34 protein-coding genes are annotated in these 21,718 nt (G+C 39.3%); 29 read left to right on the forward strand and 5 right to left on the reverse strand.

The features are described from left to right. The first annotated feature begins 151 nt into the window (after positions 1-151). The 25 genes from BMW61_RS08205 to BMW61_RS08310 all read left to right on the forward strand — a co-directional run bounded on the left by BMW61_RS08205 (position 152) and on the right by BMW61_RS08310 (position 14,930). Entirely contained in the window at positions 152-1,477 is a 1,326-nt protein-coding gene (locus BMW61_RS08205) for an erythromycin esterase family protein (protein WP_242876665.1), read from the forward strand. Beyond that, positions 1,474-1,623 carry a hypothetical protein gene (locus BMW61_RS21845; protein ID WP_175475133.1) on the forward strand — a complete coding sequence of 50 codons (150 nt, stop codon included), beginning with the start codon at positions 1,474-1,476 and terminating at the stop codon, positions 1,621-1,623. Before BMW61_RS08205 ends, BMW61_RS21845 begins: the two co-directional genes overlap by 4 nt. Before the next feature lie 31 nt (positions 1,624-1,654). Continuing rightward, positions 1,655-1,852, forward strand: coding sequence for a hypothetical protein (locus BMW61_RS08210; protein WP_091820889.1), 198 nt, complete (start codon positions 1,655-1,657; stop codon positions 1,850-1,852). A gap of 31 nt (positions 1,853-1,883) precedes the next feature. Next, positions 1,884-2,426: a GNAT family N-acetyltransferase gene (locus BMW61_RS08215; RefSeq protein WP_091820891.1), complete on the forward strand. Its 543-nt coding sequence runs from the start codon at positions 1,884-1,886 to the stop codon at positions 2,424-2,426. Continuing rightward, positions 2,413-3,387 (forward strand): phosphotransferase, encoded by a 975-nt coding sequence (locus tag BMW61_RS08220; RefSeq protein WP_091820893.1) that lies wholly within the window; start codon positions 2,413-2,415, stop codon positions 3,385-3,387. The genes BMW61_RS08215 and BMW61_RS08220 overlap by 14 nt, the downstream gene beginning before the upstream one ends. A gap of 178 nt (positions 3,388-3,565) precedes the next feature. Then, complete coding sequence (locus tag BMW61_RS08225; protein WP_091820895.1) at positions 3,566-4,054, forward strand: cysteine hydrolase family protein; 489 nt, start codon at positions 3,566-3,568, stop codon at positions 4,052-4,054. 87 nt (positions 4,055-4,141) lie between these two features. Next, complete coding sequence (locus BMW61_RS08230; RefSeq protein WP_091820897.1) at positions 4,142-5,017, forward strand: alpha/beta fold hydrolase; 876 nt, start codon at positions 4,142-4,144, stop codon at positions 5,015-5,017. Positions 5,018-5,094: 77 nt separating this feature from the next. Then, entirely contained in the window at positions 5,095-5,697 is a 603-nt protein-coding gene (locus BMW61_RS08235; RefSeq protein WP_091820899.1) for an RpiB/LacA/LacB family sugar-phosphate isomerase, read from the forward strand. A 20-nt stretch (positions 5,698-5,717) separates the two neighbouring features. Continuing rightward, a complete protein-coding gene (locus BMW61_RS08240; RefSeq protein ID WP_242876676.1) occupies positions 5,718-6,095 on the forward strand; it encodes a GNAT family N-acetyltransferase in 378 nt (125 codons plus the stop codon). A gap of 157 nt (positions 6,096-6,252) precedes the next feature. Beyond that, positions 6,253-7,155, forward strand: a complete 903-nt coding sequence (locus BMW61_RS08245) for an AraC family transcriptional regulator (RefSeq protein ID WP_091820903.1) — start codon at positions 6,253-6,255, stop codon at positions 7,153-7,155. 174 nt (positions 7,156-7,329) lie between these two features. Further along, a complete protein-coding gene (locus BMW61_RS08250; RefSeq protein ID WP_091820905.1) occupies positions 7,330-7,821 on the forward strand; it encodes a hypothetical protein in 492 nt (163 codons plus the stop codon). Further along, complete coding sequence (locus BMW61_RS08255; RefSeq protein WP_049946133.1) at positions 7,818-8,570, forward strand: hypothetical protein; 753 nt, start codon at positions 7,818-7,820, stop codon at positions 8,568-8,570. Before BMW61_RS08250 ends, BMW61_RS08255 begins: the two co-directional genes overlap by 4 nt. Before the next feature lie 32 nt (positions 8,571-8,602). After that, positions 8,603-8,731, forward strand: coding sequence for a hypothetical protein (locus BMW61_RS22710; protein ID WP_278295916.1), 129 nt, complete (start codon positions 8,603-8,605; stop codon positions 8,729-8,731). Positions 8,732-8,774: 43 nt separating this feature from the next. Next, positions 8,775-9,206, forward strand: coding sequence for a GNAT family N-acetyltransferase (locus BMW61_RS08260; RefSeq protein WP_091820907.1), 432 nt, complete (start codon positions 8,775-8,777; stop codon positions 9,204-9,206). Between the two features lie 147 nt (positions 9,207-9,353). Further along, the gene (locus tag BMW61_RS08265; protein WP_242876667.1) at positions 9,354-9,920 is read left to right on the forward strand and encodes a TetR/AcrR family transcriptional regulator; all 567 of its coding nucleotides are present in this window, start codon (positions 9,354-9,356) and stop codon (positions 9,918-9,920) included. A gap of 29 nt (positions 9,921-9,949) precedes the next feature. Then, entirely contained in the window at positions 9,950-10,582 is a 633-nt protein-coding gene (locus tag BMW61_RS08270; RefSeq protein WP_175475134.1) for a sensor histidine kinase, read from the forward strand. A 9-nt stretch (positions 10,583-10,591) separates the two neighbouring features. After that, positions 10,592-11,068, forward strand: a complete 477-nt coding sequence (locus BMW61_RS08275; protein ID WP_022763206.1) for a GNAT family N-acetyltransferase — start codon at positions 10,592-10,594, stop codon at positions 11,066-11,068. 1 nt (position 11,069) lies between these two features. Continuing rightward, a complete protein-coding gene (locus BMW61_RS08280; RefSeq protein WP_091820913.1) occupies positions 11,070-11,372 on the forward strand; it encodes a hypothetical protein in 303 nt (100 codons plus the stop codon). Between the two features lie 11 nt (positions 11,373-11,383). After that, the gene (locus BMW61_RS08285) at positions 11,384-11,824 is read left to right on the forward strand and encodes a hypothetical protein (protein ID WP_091820915.1); all 441 of its coding nucleotides are present in this window, start codon (positions 11,384-11,386) and stop codon (positions 11,822-11,824) included. A gap of 19 nt (positions 11,825-11,843) precedes the next feature. Beyond that, positions 11,844-12,095: a hypothetical protein gene (locus BMW61_RS08290; RefSeq protein ID WP_091820917.1), complete on the forward strand. Its 252-nt coding sequence runs from the start codon at positions 11,844-11,846 to the stop codon at positions 12,093-12,095. Positions 12,096-12,220: 125 nt separating this feature from the next. Continuing rightward, a complete protein-coding gene (locus BMW61_RS08295; protein WP_091820919.1) occupies positions 12,221-12,967 on the forward strand; it encodes an EFR1 family ferrodoxin in 747 nt (248 codons plus the stop codon). A gap of 24 nt (positions 12,968-12,991) precedes the next feature. Further along, positions 12,992-13,615, forward strand: coding sequence for a GNAT family N-acetyltransferase (locus BMW61_RS08300; protein WP_091820921.1), 624 nt, complete (start codon positions 12,992-12,994; stop codon positions 13,613-13,615). Positions 13,616-13,631: 16 nt separating this feature from the next. After that, positions 13,632-13,910, forward strand: a complete 279-nt coding sequence (locus tag BMW61_RS08305; RefSeq protein ID WP_091820923.1) for a hypothetical protein — start codon at positions 13,632-13,634, stop codon at positions 13,908-13,910. Beyond that, positions 13,895-14,038 carry a hypothetical protein gene (locus tag BMW61_RS21850; protein WP_175475136.1) on the forward strand — a complete coding sequence of 48 codons (144 nt, stop codon included), beginning with the start codon at positions 13,895-13,897 and terminating at the stop codon, positions 14,036-14,038. Before BMW61_RS08305 ends, BMW61_RS21850 begins: the two co-directional genes overlap by 16 nt. After that, entirely contained in the window at positions 14,028-14,930 is a 903-nt protein-coding gene (locus tag BMW61_RS08310; RefSeq protein WP_091820925.1) for a GNAT family N-acetyltransferase, read from the forward strand. The genes BMW61_RS21850 and BMW61_RS08310 overlap by 11 nt, the downstream gene beginning before the upstream one ends. A gap of 343 nt (positions 14,931-15,273) precedes the next feature. On the opposite strand, the gene BMW61_RS21855 is transcribed toward BMW61_RS08310, so the two are convergent. Both BMW61_RS21855 and BMW61_RS08320 read right to left on the reverse strand, forming a co-directional pair. After that, on the reverse strand, positions 15,274-15,438 hold the full coding sequence (locus BMW61_RS21855) for a hypothetical protein (RefSeq protein ID WP_175475137.1): 165 nt from the start codon (positions 15,436-15,438) through the stop codon (positions 15,274-15,276). 391 nt (positions 15,439-15,829) lie between these two features. Continuing rightward, a complete protein-coding gene (locus BMW61_RS08320) occupies positions 15,830-16,990 on the reverse strand; it encodes a leucine-rich repeat protein (protein ID WP_091820927.1) in 1,161 nt (386 codons plus the stop codon). Between the two features lie 201 nt (positions 16,991-17,191). Here BMW61_RS08320 and BMW61_RS08325 point away from each other — a divergent pair, with 201 nt between their 5' ends. Genes BMW61_RS08325 through BMW61_RS08340 form a run of 4 tightly spaced genes read left to right on the forward strand, consistent with a single transcriptional unit; the run spans position 17,192 to position 18,802 of the window. Then, the gene (locus BMW61_RS08325; protein ID WP_091820929.1) at positions 17,192-17,644 is read left to right on the forward strand and encodes a hypothetical protein; all 453 of its coding nucleotides are present in this window, start codon (positions 17,192-17,194) and stop codon (positions 17,642-17,644) included. A gap of 31 nt (positions 17,645-17,675) precedes the next feature. Beyond that, positions 17,676-17,918 (forward strand): hypothetical protein, encoded by a 243-nt coding sequence (locus BMW61_RS08330; protein WP_091820931.1) that lies wholly within the window; start codon positions 17,676-17,678, stop codon positions 17,916-17,918. 18 nt (positions 17,919-17,936) lie between these two features. Next, on the forward strand, positions 17,937-18,542 hold the full coding sequence (locus tag BMW61_RS08335; protein WP_091820933.1) for a pyroglutamyl-peptidase I: 606 nt from the start codon (positions 17,937-17,939) through the stop codon (positions 18,540-18,542). 5 nt (positions 18,543-18,547) lie between these two features. Beyond that, a complete protein-coding gene (locus BMW61_RS08340) occupies positions 18,548-18,802 on the forward strand; it encodes a hypothetical protein (protein ID WP_139176254.1) in 255 nt (84 codons plus the stop codon). Between the two features lie 229 nt (positions 18,803-19,031). Here BMW61_RS08340 and BMW61_RS08345 read toward each other — a convergent pair whose 3' ends face one another. The 3 genes from BMW61_RS08345 to BMW61_RS08355 form a co-directional block, all read right to left on the reverse strand. Further along, positions 19,032-19,772: a hypothetical protein gene (locus tag BMW61_RS08345; protein ID WP_091820937.1), complete on the reverse strand. Its 741-nt coding sequence runs from the start codon at positions 19,770-19,772 to the stop codon at positions 19,032-19,034. Continuing rightward, positions 19,769-20,956: an AAA family ATPase gene (locus BMW61_RS08350; RefSeq protein WP_242876669.1), complete on the reverse strand. Its 1,188-nt coding sequence runs from the start codon at positions 20,954-20,956 to the stop codon at positions 19,769-19,771. The genes BMW61_RS08345 and BMW61_RS08350 overlap by 4 nt, the downstream gene beginning before the upstream one ends. A gap of 378 nt (positions 20,957-21,334) precedes the next feature. Continuing rightward, positions 21,335-21,613 (reverse strand): HU family DNA-binding protein, encoded by a 279-nt coding sequence (locus BMW61_RS08355; RefSeq protein WP_091820939.1) that lies wholly within the window; start codon positions 21,611-21,613, stop codon positions 21,335-21,337. Positions 21,614-21,718: the final 105 nt, after the last annotated feature.

Here is a 21,718-nt window from a genome sequence, read left to right on the forward strand (position 1 = left end):
GGGTTATAGGAAAATAGCTAGCGAAAATACTAAGCTGAACAAAAGAGTTTTTTGCCTATTTCGTACAAAAAAGTAAGTGTAAAACAGACCTTTATCAGTGTAATTGATAAGGTCTGTTTTTCTCTGTAGTAGTGTATTTTTTGGAATGGAGGTGACTGAGTTGAAAAAGAGAAAAAAGAAACCTATTGGAGTGATCATTACGACTACTGTGTTGCTGGTAATGGTAGTCTGCGGTCTTGTGTATAGCCATTTTGGAGGATTTAGCACAGGGAAAAGCGCGGATATAGATGAATTTGCAAAGTATGCAGAGAAAATCACAGGTGATAAACTTCCCAGTATAGATGTTCCTGAAGGTACTCGTATTGTTGCGCTTGGTGAAGCAACACACGGTAACAAGGAGTTTCAGGAACTAAAGAAACTTGTATTTCAGGACATGGTAGAAAACAAAGGAATAAGAGCATTTGTTCTGGAGGCAGACACCGGTGGCTGTGAAGCTATAAACCGTTACATCCATGGAGGGGAGGGAACTTTGGAAGAAGCAACCGAAACTCTTGGATTTCAGATTTACAGAACAGATGAGATGGCAGATCTCATATCCTGGATGAGATCTTACAATGAGACGGCTGTAGAAGGACAGGATATACGATTCTATGGATTCGACATGCAGGATAAAGAATATGAGTTTAAATATGTCATTGAAGCGCTGACAGAATGTGGAATCAGTACCACCAAGCTTGAACAGCTAATGGATGGAACTGAATATTCGGATGAGTTTAGATTGGAAGACAGAGAAAAGATTCTTACAGAAGTACGAGACCTTTTGTTAGAAAATCATTATCAGGCAGCAGCGCATTATGCAGATGTGCTTATACAAAACAGCAGGCTTTTTGATGAATATGAAAAAAATCCTACAGGCTCATTTGGACTTCGTGACAGCTTTATGGCAGAGAATGCGATGTGGATTTTGGATCAGGAAGAACAGCTTGGCAACAAGATGGTCTTCCTGTCCGGACATAACGGACATATGGAACAATTTGGAACATTCCGTGGCGGAGAAGATAAGGTTATGGGAAACATTCTTGCGGATGAGATTGGCAGGGATGCATATTTCAGCATAGGAACAGATTTTTATAAAACAACCTGCAATATGCCAAAGAATGAGAAGCAGCGTACAACCTTCACAGCATATTCGCATGATCCCCTGGCAAAAGCAGCATATAAGAGTGGGAATGACGTATGTTTGCTTGACTTTTCGAAGGTTCCGGATGATTCACGCATTGCAGCTCAGATTAATGGATATATATTCTTGGGAAACCTGGGAGATCAGTCCGTTGGAGGACTTAATAGAATAGTAATGAAAGCTATCCCTTATACCTACAGGGAATGGAGAAATCCACATGAATCATATGATGCCATGATATTTGTTTCAAATGCACACCCTACTAAGACAAAACCCAGAACAGGAGCCACATTATGAAATTAACAAAGCTTGGTATATGCGGAATAATCAGTCTGCTATCATATACGGCTATGGTCGTGTTTTCGCCCCTTGTCTATCCGGGATATGACTGGCTCAGCATGGCGGCTGCGTGGCTTCTCAGAATCTTAAGACTAAGGTTTTGAGGCTGGGAATATATTTCTTTGCTGCTATGCAATGGATAATAAAGCAAACAATTATGATATTCTTAAGAGAGACGGAAGTGTGTGGCCAGAAGATATCTGCCCTGCATACACTCCAAGAGAGGATGCAATTCCAAGCTTGAAAGGCTGCTGGTATTGTAAATATGCAGATTTTCATCTGAAGGAAGAAAGAGCTCTTGAGGTGGGAATCTGTAAATGGCCAAAAAAATAATTGATTAGCATGAATAATCAGGGAGGCTACCATGAAAATAGAAACGGAAAGATTGATCCTCAGAGAATTCACAGTAGATGATTTTGATTCCTGGTATGAAATATTATCTGATCCTGAGACTATGCAGCATTATCCGGCCCCGTTTGATAAAGAGAAGACAATGGGATGGATAACCTGGAATCTTGATAATTACAAAACCTATGGATTTGGCCTTTGGGCAGTCACACTTAAAAATACAGGGGAATTCATAGGCGATTGTGGTATTACAATCCAGAATATTGATGGAGAATTGCTACCTGAAATAGGCTACCACATTAACAAGAAATTCTGGAGACAGGGATTTGCAAAAGAAGCTGCGCGCGCATGCAGAGACTGGGCATTTAAGAATACAGATTATGATAAGATTTACTCTTATATGAAGTATACCAATATTGGCTCCTACTCAACAGCTATGGCCAATGGTATGAAAAAAGTGAAAGAATACCCTGATCCAAAGAATGAAATATCTTACGCATATGCTATTACGCGTACAGAGTGGGAAAAAGAGAGAGGGCTGAATAATGATCAAGAGTAAAACGAAATATGAAGCAACCCTAGAAGAAATAAAGGAGCTTTTCGCATTCCATAAACTTGGGAATGTGTCAGATATAGCACCACTTGGTAATGGAGAGTTCAATTCTGCATATAAGGTAATGCTTGATGACGGAAAGAGTTTTGCCCTCAAGATAGCTCCTCCGGAGGGGGCTACGGTTCTTTCATATGAGAAAAACATGATGGGATCAGAAGTGTTCTGGTATGAGAAAATGCATGAAAACACAGATATTCTTTGCCCGGAAGTATATGTGTCTGATTTTTCAAAAAGCATCGTAAAGAGTAACTGCTTCATCATGCAGATGATGGAAGGAGAGCCTTTGTGGGCTGTGAATTTCTCGGATCATGAATATGAAAATGTTCAGAAGCAGAAAATAGAAATGCTTGCCAAGATACACAGGATCAAAAATGACAGATTTGGCTACATACAATCCGGACTTCACGATACATGGTATGATGCGCTAAAGTCCATGGCGGGTAATCTTGTTAAGGATTGTAAGGCTCTTGGATACGAGACCCCTGATGGGGAGAAGTTTATTTCATATATTGATAAACATGCAAAGCTCCTTATGAGTATACCTTGCCGAATGGTGAATTTTGATCTGTGGGACAGTAATGTCCTTTATCACGATGGCAAGATCTGCTGGATTGATCCTGAGCGAGGCTTTTGGGGTGATCCTGTAGCAGATTTCATAACCCTTGGTAGCGGGCAAAAAGCACCGTTGTCAACTAAACAGAAAGAGCTGGATATCTATAATGAAACTGCAACAGAAAGGATAGTTCTTTCAAAAGAGACTGAAATACGATATGCATTAGCAGTATGTTACCTGGCTCTTATTGAGGAAGTTGAAAAATATGTAAGATATGAGCCGGATGAGCCAATCTACATAAGAAACACAAATGACGCAAGAGAAATGTACGACATGGCATTTAGTGTTCTGTAAACGTTGAAATAAATATAAGAATTTGAGAGACAATATGCACTGTGGAGCACAACCCACAGTGCATTTTTTTGCAATAAATCAGTGTAAAACTTATACAAATTGGTGAAAAGAGCAAGATACAGCTGTTTGTTTGTTATGCTGTATAAAAATAAGCCATTAGATCAGGAGGAAATTATTTATGGAAAACAAGGCATTGGTTGTTATAGACCTTCAGAACGACATCACGAAGAACTACAAACTGATCATAGAGCGTGTAAATGCAGCTATTAACTGGGCATCTGAAAATGACATGCGCGTAATCTATATAAAACATTTTAATCTGTCTGAGAAAACAAGAACCTTTAAACCCGGCAGCAAGGGAGCTGAGCTGGTCCCGGAATTAAATGTAGTATCAGAGAATATTTTTGAAAAATCAAAAGCAAGTGCACTCACCTGTGAGGCGTTTTCGAACTTTATTGAAAATAATGAAATAAAAGAGTTCTATATCGCTGGAGCTGATGCAACGGGGTGTGTGAAATCTACAAGCTATAACCTTGCAAAATGCGGATACACTGTGCATGTAATATCTGATTGTGTGACAAGCTATGATCTGAAGAAGTTGCCTGAGATGTATGATTATTATGCCAAAAAGGGCTGTGATGTATTAACACTTGCAGAGTGCAGGTAAAGTACTGAGAATGATGGGAGAAATGCATTAGGCAAGTCTTCTGCGTGGGGCATAAGGGTAGGATGAATCGGAAAGAGGAATGCTATCATGAATTATAAGATTTTTGGAAGTAAAACTGTAGATATCGTAATAGAAATGGGCCTTGGAGCATGCATAGCTGAATGGGAAGCGCTTGCAAGAGAGCTTGGAGAGAATCACGGTGTGCTTGTCTATGAAAGAGCCGGGATAAATCACAGTGATAAGAGTGATAAAGAAAGAACGCCTACGAATATTGCTAAAGAATTAATGAATCTCCTAGATGAAATCCCGCATGATGAAAAGCTGGTGATAATAGGACACTCGCAGGGAGGACTGTATGCCAGCGAGTTCTGTGGTCTCTATCCGGAGATGGTAAAGGGACTAATTCTTTTGGACCCATTAACTACAGAAGACAATAGATTTAAGAAGGAATTAACTGCGAAGGAGTTTAAAAAATCCGGAGTAGATAAGAGTAAAAACTTTATTTTTTTAGAAACGCTTACTAAGCTTGGAATGAAAGGCTTTGTAAAGAAAGTGATGTGTCAGGCACCGCCTTTTTATTACGCCAATTTTTCCAAGGAGCAAAATGAGGATATCCTTAATTCGCTTGTAAATACCACGCATCTACGCACATGCAGGGAAGAGTATAGGCTAGCTCACGATGAGGCATCGTTAAAAAATATGGTATCTAAGGAAAAATATCCTGATATTCCGATCATTCTTGTGACTCATTCATCTGAGGAAGCAATCAAGGAAAACATGGAATTTGGTGGAAACAGCCGTCCTTTTGCCGCCAGGATCGAACAACTGTGGCAGGAGATCATGAAAGAGTATTTAGGGTATTCGAGAAGAGCAATATGGATCCAGGCTAAGAAAAGCACTCATTATATTCACCTGACGGAACCGGAAATAGTTATAGAGAGCGTCAATACCTTAAATAATTGATATACTTAAGAAAGGATATGTATCTGTTGCAGAATTGCAGGTGAAAAGTAAACACAAAATACATTAAGGATGACGTTATGAGAATAGGAATAATTCAAGCGAGCTCTCAGGCTGAAAAAAATGAGCTTATTTTCAATACTGTAAAAAAATATGCCCCTGAAGATGCTGAAGTCATAAACTTTGGCTGTACTTTATATGAGCAGGAAAAGTACTCCTATATAGATGTTTCGGTTCTTGTTGGTTTGCTACTTTCAAGCGGCGCTGTTGATTTCATTGTAACCGGTTGTTCATCCGGACAGGGAATGATGCTGGCGTGTAACAGTATGCCTGGAGTAATTTGTGGATATGCGCCTACTCCAAAGGACGCTTATCTGTTTGCACAGATCAATAATGGTAATGCTATTTCACTTCCATTGGGCGAAGATTATACTTGGGCAAGTGTTGAAAACTTTGATAAAACAATAAAAGCGCTCTTTTCTGAACCGTTTGGGCAGGGATATCCTAGGAGCGAAGCGGAAAGAAAACTGAAAGATACTGAAATGCTTAAGAAAATAAGAAGTAATTCGCAGATTCAGTTTAAAGATTTTTTTAATTTATTGGACACGTCAATAATTGAGAAAATTAATAAAAAGAATGATGTGATCAAGTATGTGAACGAATACGGAAAGAGCTTGATATGAGGGAGTTATAGGTGAGCGACATGGTAATAGAAACGGATAGATTGATAATTAGAGATATAGAACTGCCGGATGGAGAGGCGTTTATTCATATGGCTTTGGATGGGAGCTTGAATGATGTAGGCTTTGGCAAAGATTGCAGTTACTGGATGGATGACTGGATTATAGAAGCACAAAATCTGGCGCGAGAGGACGATCCTCGAAAGAATTATCTTGCTTATGTGATTGAAGATAAAATAACAGGTTCGCCTGCCGGAGCTGTAGGATGTACATTTTATGAAGATTTGGAGAAAGTGGGCATTACTTATTTTATCGGAGCAGATTTTCGAAATAATGGATACGCTTCAGAAGCAATAAAGCTATACCGTTTCTATTTGGCACAAAGAAATCAGCAATTTTAAGTTAATCGGACTGAAAATAGGACAGATTTGAACAGAAAATGACAGGATGAGTACTTACTGACCAGATATACTAATCGTGTCAGGGTAAAGGAAAGGCTGTTTCGAGTCGTTGGTGTATGTTTAGCAACGGCCGGAACGGAGTAGGAGATTGTATAAGATGGAGTGGCTTACCAGCATTCGCACAGCAATTGATTATATGGAAGAACATCTGAAAGACAACATCAGTGCGCAGGATGTGGCAGATCAGGTGTATATTTCTCCGTTCTTTCTTCAGAAGGGATTCTCCTTGATGACCGGATACGGAATCGGGGAGTATATCAGAAACCGCAGGCTGTATCAGGCAGCATTGGATCTGAAGAATACGGATGATAAGGTAATCGATATCGCATACGCTTATTGCTATGAGACGCCTGAGAGCTTCACAAAGGCATTTTCTCGCTTTCACGGTGTAACACCATCACAGGTCCGTGATGGGGCGGCTGTGAGGACGTTCCTTCCACTGACTGTAAAACTACAGGTTCAAGGAGGCGATCAAATGAATTGTAAAATTACAAAAATGTTCCAGTTTAAGGTTATCGGTTTTCAAAAGATATTTGATAATGATACTGCTTATCAGGAGATCCCAAAGTTCTGGGATGAGATTTGCGAGAAGTATGCAGCAAATGTTTATGCCGGGAATGCTCCGGGCAATTCTTATGAGAAGGCTATCGTAGAGAACTGCATTGGAGAGTATGGAGTCTGCATCGATGATATCGGAGAGGGAAAGTTTAGGTATCTTGTGGCTGGGAAGTATGTCGGAGGGGAAGTTCCTGAAGGAATGGTGGTCTATGAGTTTCCGATGGGTGACTGGGCAGTATTTGACTGCGTCGGCCCTATTCCTGAGGCACTGCAGAGCCTGAATACACAGATTTTCAATGAGTGGCTTCCGGGTAATCCGGACTATGAACTTTGCGGGAATGCATCTGCAGAATGGTATGACTGTGTAAATGGCGAAATGACGGATAAGGATTATCACAGTGCAATCTGGATCCCCGTGAAGAAGAAAGATGGAAATAACTGATGCATGTCTTGGAGAGAAGAATCGGGCGACCGATTCTTCTCTCATTAACAAACATGATACCAGTTTCGCAATCACTTTATAGCTAATAAGCAACCAGGGAGGTTTAATCAGGCTGTTCTTGAATTTTTGAAAGGTTAAAACAGAAGATAATCAGGTTGTGAAGAAGGAACAAATATGAGGATGATAATTCATGATCTTGACGAGAATTTTCATAAGCAAGTCAGCACAAAGCTTTCGGATGTGATATGGGCTGATGGTAAGTATGCACCTTGCCAGGGGTGCTTTGACTGCTGGACAAGACACCCGGCAACCTGTGGCATGATGGATTCTCTTCATCAAATGTGCAGGGTAATCGGACAGGCTGATGACCTTGTGATCATCACTGAGAATTGCTACGGCGGATACAGCCCGGAGGTTAAGAACATTCTTGACAGGTCAATTGGGGCATCAACTCCCATGAGCACATATCGCGGAGGGGAGATGCATCATACTTTAAGGTACGGAAGAAAGGGCACATGGAAGGTAATAGTCTACGGTGATATTAGTGATAATGAAAAGAGTACGTGGGAATTGATGGTGGAGAGAAACAGGATCAACCACGGATATCAGTCTGCTGAAATTATATTTATGGATGATATCACTGACCTGGAGGTATCGAAGATATGAAGACGGTTTTTATTGATTGCAGCCCCAAGAATAGGCTTTCTGCATCAGGTTTTATCGTCGGCATGACAAGCATTTTTGTTTCCGGAACAAAAAAGAGAATGAAGCTCCGTACAAAGGCTGATTATGAGAATATCTTAAAAGAACTTGAGGATGCGGATGCAGTTGTTTTTGCAATGCCGCTTTATGTGGACGGAGTCCCATCTCATGTACTTCCATTTCTAAGGGAGATGGAAGTCTGGTGCAAAAGCAATAACCCGAAGATCAGGGTATATACAATTGCAAATAATGGCTTTATAGAGGGCAGACAGAATGAGCCACTTATGCAGATCATGGAGAACTTCTGTATAAGGAGTAAAATTAAGTGGTGCGGTGGCTTAGGAATAGGCGGCGGAGTCATGATGAATGTGATGCGGATCATGATTGTTGTAGTTTTTGCAGTCACGATACTGAACCTTATTCTTACAGGGATTGATTCAGGAAACTTTTTAGACAGAAATATTTTGCTGAATTTTCTAAAGAATGTAGCAGAGGTTCTGTTCTTTGGATGTGGAATTATTACCTTTGATATCTGGATAGCCTCCTATATTAATCGAGGGAAGGAATATGGAAAGCATTACACGAGAATAATGCTGCCTTCGTTCCTGTTCATTCTGGCTGCGGATATATTCTTTACAGTGATTTCCATAGTAAAGGGTGGAATATTCCGTGGATGGTTTTCAAAGAAAAAGCCGGAGGAAAGGATGAAGTAAATGAATTGTTGCGGTGATTAACGGAGGATACGGTGGATATGGTGATAAAAGAAATATTTGGAAAAGTCAAAATATATCAGCTTCATTGCCTGGGCTGGCACAACAGAAACAGAACTTCAGGAAAAGAAAACTATTCAGCAATGGTAATAAAGAATTTTTGATGATAGGTTAAGACAAATTAGAACTTGATGGTGGGACAACAAAATGATTAGAGTTATGAAGAACATTGACTTAGCACAATGTGGCATGATTTATGCAAAAGCATTCCCCATGGAACATTGGGGAATAGATTGGACAGCAGAAAATGCAACAGAATATCTTCGCGATTTTTTTGAACAGAAAAGATTTGTTGGATATGTTTATGAAGAAAATGATGAAGTGTTAGGTTGTATATTCGCACTTTGTAAAATTTCCGGAAGCAAAGAAGAGATATACATTAATGAGATGGCGGTACTTCCCGAACGACAAGGGCATGGAATAGGTAAACAACTATTAAATGCGGTTAAAGATTACAGTAAAGAAAAAGGCCTTGCAGGCATTGTTCTTTATACAAGTGAGTATGCACCAGCGGCTAAGTTTTACGAAAAGAACGGATTTAAGTTATCAAATGGAACAATATGTATGTATTGCGAATAATTGAAAAGAGAAAATTATAAAGGACATTAAACTTGATCTGCGGGAATAGGGAGAAAATCCTTATGCCCGCTGTTTTTTGGTTGACAAAACTAACAATGTTAGTATAATGATAACTAACATTGTTAGTAAAATGGGATGGGAGTAAATATGCCAAGAACAGGATTGTCTAAGGAAGAAATAATAGAAAAAGCTGCTGAATTAGCAAATGAAAAGGGTCTACAATATTTGACCGTTACAACACTTTCGGATTATTTAGGTATCAAAAAACCCTCTTTATATAACCACGTAAAGACGATAGATGATGTGCATCGTAAGCTTATGATTTATGGTTGGAAGAAGATTTCCGAGGAGGTTGTGGCAGGAATTGATTCGGATGATCCAAGAGAAAACATCGCGAATTTCGGAAGGGCATTTCATAAGTTTGCTTTGGAGAATCCCGGCGTATTCGAGGCAATGCTTTGGTATAACAAGTATTTGGATGAGTCCTTACTTGAAGCTACAGAAGGTTTGTATTCATTTTTCTTTAGGCAGACAGATAGCATGGGAATTGAAAGAGATGTGGCCAATCATCTGCTTAGAACCTACAGAGCTTTCCTTGAGGGGTTTGTTATGCTTCAGATCCACAATTCTTTTGGCAATCCGATTTCTATAGATGAAAGCCTGGAGATATCAATGAATGTACTGATAGCAGGGATGGATCAGTATATAGTTTAATGCAATTCATAGTGAAAGGGGGGATTCTCATGACGGATGTTTTGTCAAATCCAGACACATTAACAATAGCTATGAAAGAGCATATTGCTGTTTTAGAAAATATCATGCAACAGGACAGGGTTATGCGTCATGACAGAAGACATTTTGAGACTCTTCTGCAAACTCTTTTGCAGGAAGGTAATACACAGGAAGCCCTTAAATGTCTTAATGAAAGGCTAAGTCAAGAACCGCATGGAGTAAAAAAATATTGTGAAAATACCACGCTTAATGCAGCAATAACACACTATGTAGCAGTTGCTGAAGAAAAGAGCATTAAAGTAAATATATCTGCTACTATACCTGCTGATTTGAATGTGGATGAGATGCAGCTTGCCATAGTGATCAGCAACCTTATTGAAAACGCTATTCATGCCTGCGAAAAAGTTCCAGAGAATGAGAGAAGAATCGACATCAATGCCAGATATAAGAGTCAGCTCTTGATAGAAATCAGCAACTCATGTGCAGATAAAATCGTCCTGGATGCAGAAGGACACCCATTTAGTAATGAGGAGAATCATGGAATAGGAACCAGAAGTGTTCTGAATTTCATAAATCAGACTGATAGCGAGATAAGATATATAGCTGAAGAAAAGACCTTCAAAGTCAGAATGTTGGTCAGTTAAGGAGTCAATATGAGTTTACAGTTATTAAAGGCAAGTACTTCTGATGCGCTTTCATTGAATGGAATATCGAAGCGCGCATTTGACAGTGATGTACTGATCGGTGCGGAATCACCGGGAGGACCTCCCGGATATATGTCATTACAATTTCATACGAAAATGGCACGGCAGGGGCATTTGTATAAATTGACAGATGATGGACTCATTGTTGGCGGAGCAATCCTTTTTTTGGAAAATGATGTTTTAAATGTTGGCAGGATATTCGTTGCACCGGAGCATTTTCGAAAAGGGTATGGGCTCTTTATTATGCGGGAAGTGGAGAATATGTTCCCGGAAGTAAAGGAGTATACACTGGATACTCCTGTTTGGAATGTCAGGACAAATAGCTTTTATACTAAGCTTGGCTATAAAGAAATAAAGCGCGATAAGGAGTTTGTATTCTATTCAAAACATAGAGGAGAACTGACCTGGACAAGTGGGGAGGATTAGAATGCACGAGACATTTATGCTATTTTTGAATGATATACCTGCTGAATATCAGGAGTTTGTTTTGGAACTCGATAAATATCTCACTGAGAAAGGCAGTAATCGGACAATAAAATCTGCAAAGAGCGGCTTTGTGACATCATACAACTCTCCAAAAAACGGAAAAGCACTGCTGAATTACGTATTCAGAAAAACCGGTGTGAAAATGCGAATCTATGCAGCAGGCATCGGTGAATACACCGAGATTCTTGCTGATTTTCCTGACAATATGAAAAAAGACATCGTTAATGCCGGAGATAGAGGTTGAAAAATTAGTAAATGACTTTTGATGGTTCTCAAATAATTATTGGTAAAGGTGCCCAGGCAGAGGTTTTTCTGTATTATGGTTTTGCTTACAAGGTTTATAAGCAATCCTATCCTGCTGAATGGATTGCTTTTGAAAAACAACAGCAGCAGGCCGTGAATAGGGCTGGCATTTGTCAGGTAAAATATTACGACACAGATGATCCACATATAATCAAGATGGATTTGGTTGAAGGCGAGCCGTTGGAAAAATCTGTTAAAAATGCTCCGGAGCAGGGCTTTATGCTTTTAGCAAAAGCCTTCCGCTTTGTACACGAAGCAGATATCAGCGATACAACAATTCTTCCTCTTAGCGTTACGGCAGACCACATGCTTTCTGGCGAAGAAAGATCACAAGCGCTTTCTGTAATTGAATACCTGTCTAAAAAATACAAAAAGTTGCATCTGTCATCTTGATATGCATTTCTTGAATATCATGATTCCAAATAACACCGAGCTTGTCGCAGATAAAAACAATTTCATAATTATAGATTGGATGAACACAAGAGTTGCTCCTCCGGTTTTCGACTACGCCAGAACCTATGCGCTTTTCAATGAGTTTGTAAAAGAAGCACTGGGGTTCTACAAAAACGCAGTCTGGCCAGATATTCATGCGCTTGGGATTTCAGAAGAAGATTTTTTTGAAGCTGTAAAAGTATGTACACTGCTACGCAGTAATGGATTTTAGCAATCATGGATCAATAGAGCAAAATCCGTGTAAAAAGCAAAATAATCAGTGTAATTCATGTTTTCTTTTCTCCAAAGGGTATAGTTACTATACAGTTTATGTTTTACACATTTGGAGGATATTGAATGAAAACCTTGTATTTCAGCTCAACTGGAAATTGCTTGTATGTGGCCAAGTGCTTGGGAGGAGAGTGTTTATCTATTCCCAAGCTGATCAAACAGGGGACCTATGAGATAAAAGATGATGTTGTAGGTATAGTATTTCCGGTTTACGGGCTTTGTATACCACCATATATTGAGGAGTTTTTGCAGAAACTGAAGGTGGAGTGCAACTATCTCTTCGCCATAGCAACTTACGGATGTTTTGCCGGATCTGTTTGCAACGATGTAAACAAGATTACTCTGGCAAATGGAAGAAAGTTCGACTATATTAATTCAGTTTTAATGGGCGAGAACTGCATTACTTTTGCTGACATGAAAAAACAGGAAGGCGATAGCAAAAAGCAGCAGGACGCAATTGACCAGATAGTGGGCGATATAGTTGAAAAGAAAAAGTACGTTAAAAGGAATTCGCTTTTAAGCAAACTTATTACAAGCAGTCACAAGAAAAAGTATGAGTTTCCTATAGGAATTGGTATTACAGAAGAAGTTACCGTGAATGATGCGTGTACGGGATGTGGCACATGTTCAAGACTTTGTCCAATGGGAAATATACATATTGAAAATGGTCGTCCACTCTTTTCAAAGAGCTGTATAAGCTGCGGAGCATGTATCCAGAACTGCCCTAATAATGCTATCCACCATAATAGAGAGAAAAGTTCTGCCAGATATAGAAACCCCCATATAGAAATTGGTGAGCTTTTAATTTCTTAACGATGAAAAATAGAGAGAAAAAATATGAGTAATTACACAATTAGATTAGAAGAAAAGAAAGATTATAGAGACGTTGAAAACTTAGTAAGAGAGTCATTTTGGAACGTTTATCGTCCCGGATGCAGTGAGCACTATGTAATTCATGTGCTCAGAGATGATCCAGCATTTATCTCTGAGCTTGACTTTGTTATGGAACAGGATGGGAAGCTGATCGGGCAGAACATGTTCATGAAAACTGTTATTGAGGCAGATGATGGAAGAACTATAGATGTGCTTACCATGGGACCTATAGGAATCACACCGGAATTAAAGAGAAAAGGCTATGGTAAGGCTATCTTGGATTATTCCCTTGAAAAGGCTACAGAGATGGGATTTGGAGCAGTTCTTTTTGAAGGAAATATCGGATTCTACAGCCACTGCGGATTTGACTATGCAAGCAAGTTTGGAATCAGATACCATGACCTTCCGGAGGGCGAGGATGCGTCATTTTTCCTGTGCAGAGAATTGACCCCGGGATATCTTGATGGCATCACAGGGGTATATCAGACCCCTAAGGGATACTATGTCGAAGATGCAGATGTTGAGGAGTTTGACAAGACATTCCCTCCGAAGGAGAAATTAAAGCTTCCCGGACAGATTTTTGTTTAACAATTGGAGAATTAAAATGGAAACAGATAGAATAAGGGTTTATCCTGCCAGCAGAGAGCAGATGGAGAGCAGCATCCTGGCAGAAAAGGATGATGAACTTAAGAAGGCATATGGTGAAATGCTTGATGGGTGCCTTGCGCATCCAGACCAGTGGGACTTGTATGCATCCTGTTGTTCTTCTGAGGAAACGATAAACTTCTATTCCGCTATGGGTTTCCGTCTCAGTTCTGACCCAATTTCATCCTATGTGGAAGATGAGCCATATGATCTTCAGATGGAATGTATTATATTATAGCTGATCAGGAACACATTGGTTTTCTGCCTGATGGAGCAGTAAAGGTGCTGGTTACAATTGTTGTAGCAATTGTCTATTGCATTTACCTTGGAAAGATCAAAGAGGATGTAAAAAAGAATGAGAACTGATATTAAATTCAAGAACTACACAGATGACAAGTATGATGCATTATGTGGTTTTCTCATCGCATTAAATGAGAAAGATGATAGCCACATTAACTGGAACTGGGCGAGACTTGAATGGATGATTGAACATCCTGAATTTGATAAGAGCTTAAAGAACTCCATTGGCCTTTGGATTGTGGATGACAAAATTGTTGGCGCTGCAATTTACGATATGTATTTTGGCGAGGGTTTTAGCGGAGTTCTTCCGGAGTATAAAGATTTATATCAGGCCGTTCTGGAATATGCCTGCAATGAGCTTAAAGACGATTCCGGTTTTGGAATGGCAATCTGTGATGAAAATCCCACTGAGATAGAGATGGTTCAAGAACTGGGATTTAAAATTGCCGATCAGGATGAGATCATAATGGAGAGAAAGCTTGATGATGCGCTTGAAGCGAAACTTCCGGACGGGCTTAAATTCTTTTGCCCGGATCCGATGGAAAATGCTTATGAACTTCAATGGCTCTTCTGGCAGGGATTTGACCATGGAGATGATAAAGTTGAATTCGAGCGTGAAGAAGAAATCATTCCAAGGATCAGGAAGCATTTTAACAAGGATTTAGGTGTTGTTGCGGTCAATGAAAAGGGAGAAATGGTGGCATGTTGTCTGCTATGGTATATGGCAGGGACTGACTATGTTTATGTTGAGCCTGTATGTACTATTCCCCCATATAGAGGAAGAGGCGTTGCTAAGGCTATTATCTTTGAAGCGCTGGGCAGAGCCAAAAAGCTTGGAGCAAAAAGAGCTTACGTCATTTCCGATATGGAATTCTATGAGAGGCTCGGCTTTAGAAAGAAGCATCATTATTCATTTTGGTTTAAGAAGGAAGGCGAAAAAGATTATGATAAAAATTGAGACTGAAAGGCTATTTCGCAGAATAAAGTATCTCGAGTTGAGGCTGAAACAGATCCTGACAATAAGCCTTCTATGAATGTACTGTCAAAAGCGGGCTTTATTCCTAATGGTGAAACAGGTAAAGAAGGACCGAGATTTGTTTTGGCTAAGAAAAGAACTCATATCTAATGTGCGAAACTGTGTAAAGAATGAAATAATGAAAATTAGTGAAAAACAGCCCCAAATGAGTGTAATCTTGGGGCTGCTTTTTTGTTTAATAGGAAATTTCGCCTTGCGGCGAAACCTTGAATTAATAGGCCCGGACAAGACCGGGCCACGCAAAGCGGAGGTATGTTGGTTTTAATTACCAATCTACCTCGTCAAAGAATTCATCATCTTCATGCATAAAGTAATCCATGTCGAGAAGGTCTTCATCATCCATCTCGCGGATTTCATTCGCCAACATGCCTTCTGGCGGATTTTGGATGTATTTCTCTCTAAGCTTTGCAATTAGTTCTTTACTGGCCATGGTTGTTCCTCCTGTAGCATGATTTTATCATGCACAAGAATACGAGGGAACATTGCTGATTTTTGAAGATGGAGCTCTGCTCTTGGGACGGCATTTTCCCATTGCCTTTTCATATAAGTCTTCGAGAGAAACACGTTTGTGGTTAAAGCGCAATTCGAGAAATTTCATGGTGCTATTGCATTTGGGACAACTCAATGGATCATGCCCGAATGCTGACAGGATACCTGAGCGCCATTGCAGGAATGACTTAAAGAATGGTTTTTTAGAAGGATGAATCAGTCGGTTGAGTTTTTTGCAAAAACTGATTTTGATATTTTCAAGGTACAATTGTTGTTATTTTTTATGCGAAAGCATCGGCTGAAAAACAGCCGGTTGCTGAGCATACACCAATTTACGTATTGATTGCTTTAACTAGCTTTTTCTTGGTATTTCCTTTTACACCTTTAATCTTAATGGTAGCGCCTTTGTTGATCTTTTTGAAAGCACTCTTGCCGATCTTAAGGTTCTTATTAGCCTTTATGGTTACCTTTTTCAGCTTTTTGCATTTGAAAAATGCCTTTTTACCGATAGAAGAAACGTTTGAGCCGATTGTGATGGTCGTTATCTTCTTGTTGTTCTTGCATGCGTTATCAGCAATGGCTACAACAGGATAGGTTTTTACGTCGACTGTAACGGTATCAAGGGAAGCCTTCTTTTTGGAATCTATTTTTGTTGCTGTGGCCTGTCCGTTAACATCAATATAATAGGTGATGTTATCGACAGTTACTGTTGTTGGAAGGGCAGACTCACGTTCCACTTTTGGAGCAGTCTTATCGGAATCACTGCTATTACTGCTATTAGAAGGAACAGTGAAATCAACTATGGCAGGATCTGAAGTCTTATATACATTAAAATCGCTGGAGCAAGTTCTTACCCTAAAGATAGGTGTTTTTGTTATGACGTTTACAGAATTAAATCTGGGGTCAACACTGCATCTGTTGTATGGTGTCTCTACAATATGATAACATCCGTCATTTTTCCAACTTACTTTATATCTGAAATAGTCGGTATGTTGCACCGGGTCTAAATATTTCACCTCGACATTTTGTGGCTTTGCCATTCTTTTTGAGATAATTGGAGTAGTATAAGTGGAAATAACATAATTTGGATTATTTTTGTATTTATTGATATATTCATAGCCTACTTTTTTTTCTTTGCTGGAAACTACATGGAGGTTGATTTGATAAACGTTGTAATTACGCTCATTAAACAAAAATGTAGAGTAATCCACAATTTCGTTTGCTTTGTAAAATTGGTTCACTTTTCTTGCTTCACATGTAACACCTTTAAAATATCCGGCTTTTCCGTACTCACCATTTTCATGAAAGCACTCAAGGATTACAGTGTAGTAGCCATCTTCAGCTGCTTTGAAATGAACATGATCCTTAACAAACTTTACATCTTCTGCAGGTTTCATTGTGGTTGCTGCTTTTGAAGTCATGGATGTACATCCAAAAAGAATCATTACAAACACTGTGATGAAAAATAAAAGATTTCCCAAATATTTCTTCATTTTTGATATTCCCCTTTAACTTTTCTTCAAACTGCATTACTGCAGCGTCCCCTAAGGCACTCATTATATCAAAACCTATAGCTTTGTCACAAGAATATTTTTTTTAATACCTGCAACAAAAGTGCTGGTTTATCTGTTATAAGAATAGGAAATAAATTAAGCACGGAGGGAGGCATATCATAAGGAAAGGCAACTTGAGAAATGAAAGAGATAAACATTAAGGGAATTATGCGTACTTTGAGAAGAACTGTATTGATAATGCTGACAACATGCATGTTTTTGAATGGATGTAGTGCTATAGACAAAAAGGAAAAGCCTGCTGATGCGGAAGAGAAAACTGTTGAAGAAACCAATCAGAATGATGAGCCTGCAGCGGATGTAGCAAATGTTGCAGAATCTGAAGTGATTGCAGATGAAAACACAGATGACGAGATCCAGGCCCGTCTTGGTGAATACGCCGAAGAAATTGGATTGAACAAAAAAGTTATCCCGAAGGAAGAAACGGAATCATCTGATAGTGATACTACTGCTTCCATCCAAAATGAAATCGCTGAGATCGAGACAAAATACCAGGAGTATGAAGATCTTGACTGGGCTTGTATGCCCCAACAGCCAGCAAACATCACAACGTACGAGATGGGAAGAGGAATATGAGTTTTTCTTCTCAGATACAGATAAAACCTACATGATAATTAAGTATGACGATCATGTATCTTTCCAGAGATACGGAGCAAGCGATGGCAGCGGCGAATATAACTATGATTCCATTATGGAGCTGTATCAGACAGAGTCTGTAGATGGGATCTGCCTTGAAAAAGAGTGGGGTAAGATTACAGCCATAGTAGCGGATGCTACGTATGATATTACAGATGAAGAGGAGCTTTCTGATTACAAAAGACGGATAGACCAGAAAGAGGACGGAAAATAAGGATATTGAGGCTGAGTTATGAAAAAGGTAATCGTTACGGCTTTTGAGCCATTTGATAAAGCAGAGGTAAATCCCTCATATGAGGCAGCAAAGCAGCTTCCTAAGAGAATAGGCGAAGCTGATATTGAGTTAATCAGGTTACCGGTAGTATTTGGAGAGGCTGCATCGATACTTGAAAAAAGAATAGATGAGATCAGACCTGACGCCATAATAATGCTTGGAGTTGCAGGTACAAGGACAAAGATCACACCTGAAGTCATTGCCGTTAACATCGATGATGCAAGGATACCGGATAATCAGGGAAACAGTCCTAAGTTCGAGAAGATAGATTCTGTAGGTGCAGATGGCATTTTTTCAACGATTCCTGTAGCAAAGATGGTAGAGAACATGACTAAAGAAGGAATACCTTCTGAGCTTTCATACTCAGCCGGTGCTTATGTATGTAATGATCTCTTTTATAGGATAATGAATCACTTAAAAGCAAAGACTCTTGATATCTCTGCAGGATTTATCCATGTACCTAATCCAGCTGAATCTGATGCGGAAACAAAATCTGAGCTTGGCATAGATGAAATCGCCAAAGGAATTCAGATATGCGTAGAGACTGTTTTGAAAGAGGTTTGACTAATATGTGGCGGACTTTGATTTATTACATGCCTGAGTACTGTGATATAGCTAAGGCATTGCAAGGCGACTATATTGCACATCATAAAGAAGCAAATATTATTTCTGAAAAGGAACAGGATGATATTGAGTATGCTGAAGAAAAACAGTATGATGAGGCAATATTCATAGAGGATGCAAGTACTGTTATTGTCCATGAAATCAAATCGGGCTATACGAAAAGGTGTCCTGTCTCAGATATGTATCATCAGGATTTATAATCGAGACAGAATAGTAATGTCTGAGGTCGTGAGGGTGAATTGTTGGAGCAAGTACCAGTTTGCGCGCCAATAATAAATGTAGGAAATAAAGGGTTTGCAGCTTTATACGGAATTTGACAATAGCCTTGGCGTAATGCTAAGGCTATGATTACTTATTATAGTCAAAAAAGAATATGCCGTAGGTATATGTAAAAGGTCAAAAACGCACACGTTAAATTTTTCAAATGATTTACTTATTTTCATTAAGAAGAATTCTTTTAACTTCTTGATCCAATTTCATAGCAGATATGCATTTTTGAGTCACTTCATTCCAACGTTCAGCGACCATATTACTGAAAATAGCGTATGTAAGTACATTTTTCTTATCACCTCTTACACGTATTCCGTGATAATATTTCTTTTTTGCTATAATTGTCTTCCATGGATCCTCATAATCCTCAATATTATCCAAATCATCATATGCTGCGACTACCCATGCATCTGTACTGTCACATGGTATAGTGATTGCTATATGGCTCATATCATCAGCTTTGAGCGCTAGCGCAAGAACATTTTCTCCATGTTCCATTATGCCTATGCTTCCATCCACATGATCTTTGCACGGAACTACAGCAGGGCATTCTATATCGTGTTTATCGCAATACAGGGGAAAAACTGTACCTTTGTATTTACATGCTGTTGAATCACAAAGGCAGTGAATCTCTTTTTCCTTGCGGATTACGTCACCATCCATCTGTATAACAATGGCATCTATCTGAGGTTGCACCGCTTTCATCAGCGTATTAATTTCTTCTGTTTCCTCACACCATCTCCATACGCCCTTCCAGCCATTGCCAAATCGACCAAGCATATCCCGCTCCGGTTGGAGGGAAAGATATCTGTTGGTTTCGCCGGTAATCTTATCGATAACCGCTTTTAGGACAAGGTAATCTGTTGGACCCTCAGAGACAATTCCTATAACTTTGCTCATAATAACTCTGGAACGCCTCCCAATACTCCATTGATCCAAAGCCTGGATAATGGCTGGTTCATCTCAAGAAGTTTATCAGATACCTGAATTCTCCTTATCTCAACATGACCCTGTCTATTCCTTTCCGTAGTAAATAATCGTATGGCATCGTTGGATAGGTCCAGTCCATCAAGAACGAGCGGGTTATGGGTTGTTATAAATACAGTCTTATTTTCTTCGATTATTTTCTGACTGAATATTTCCGTAACTTTTCTTGCAAGTCTTGGATTCATGGCATGATCAAAACTATCGATTGCAAACATTTTTGGTGCCTTTTCATGCATAGCAAGTGCAAGCATAAATAAGACATAAAGCGCACCTTCGCTGGCATCGTAGCCAGTGAATGATGCAGTATCTTTCAGGTACTTATCCTTAAACTCTATTATTTGCTGAGTGGTCGGAACCCCTGGATTCAATATTGTTTTTTTAGGCTTACTGACTTTAAATTCCGATGCCCAGTCAATCAGTTCAAGCATGTCTTCCATGAACATGCTTCCAAACATATACTCCTCACCATCCTCATGGAGAAGATCCTGTATTGCCTCAGCAAGTCTTCCTCCATTAAGTCCAATGGGATTAGCCTGTGCAGGATCCGCAACTGTTCCTCTAAGAGTTAATGTATCCGGTTGATATATGCCATAGTTTCCAATATATTTGGCCGCTGTAGTATATTCCTTTGCTGCAAGTGACTCAGAAATTGTAAAATAACCGATCTTGTTATTAAGCTGGGCGCTGGTTCTGTTACTACGACCATAGACAGCATCCCCGTCACAAGACACGCTTTCTGCAAAATACTTCCATGAATCATCATCATTAGGAACCGTAAGATGACTTATATAATTATAATCATGTCCATCCAGCTGCCATTCCAGAGAAAAATCCACTGTTTTTGATTCTTTCTCAACAGACAAAAATTTAGATTTATACAAAGATGAAGTGCTAAGGCGGACACCCTTTCTCTGCAAACTATTTGAATTGACTCTGTCTGTCATAGCAGCACTGAGGACGCCTATGGCTTCCAGAACAGAAGACTTTCCTGAACCATTGGTGCCAATAAATACGTTTACTCTGCCCGGTTCAAATGTAACATCATATAATGACTTAAAGTTCTGAATAGCTATTTTTTTTAGTTCCATTTCTCCCATTTAAATATGCTCCTTTTAGAAAAAATGCTTTATCTAAATTCAAGATAATTATAGCACTTTCTTTTAAAAAGTGTGTATCTAAATTTTATAGAATCGCATAAAATAGCCGCTTAACAGCCTTTTTAATGTTGCCGAAAAGTATATTTTGTGCTTATCTAAATTGAAATTAAATAGCATGCTTATTCTTAAAAATGGCATATCTAATTAAAAAATAGAGCGGTTGCAAATATAGAAAATTTTCGACCATTTCATATGCTCTGGATCGGGCAACAGGCACTAAAATCAGAACAAAATTAAAGGCTGTCCACTTTTTCGTGAACAGCCTGAATTTGTAATGATTAAATTTGCTTTATTAATAGTTACTGGTTAATAATCAGATTACTTCTTGTTTACAAGGTCCTTAAGAGCCTTACCAGCTTTAAACTTAGGAGCGATAGAAGCAGGGATCTTGATCTCGGCACCAGTCTGAGGGTTCTTACCCTTTCTTGCTGCTCTCTTAGCTGTCTCGAAAGTACCAAAGCCAACGAGCTGAACCTTGTCTTTCTTCTTGAGCTGTTTTGAAACAACATCGATGAAAGCCTTTAAAGCCTTCTCTGTGTCCTTCTTGCTAAGGCCAGTCTCTTTAGCCATAGCTTCAACGAGTTCTGGCTTATTCATACTTTTTCACCTCCATAAGAATGTGTAGTTGCGGGCTTATGCGCCCTGGTTGGTCTCATTTTACGCCTTATGTCGCATTTTGTGAATAAGTTTCCTTGATTTTAT

The sequence above is a fragment of the Butyrivibrio sp. ob235 genome, from assembly GCF_900109475.1.
GTDB lineage: Bacteria > Bacillota > Clostridia > Lachnospirales > Lachnospiraceae > Butyrivibrio.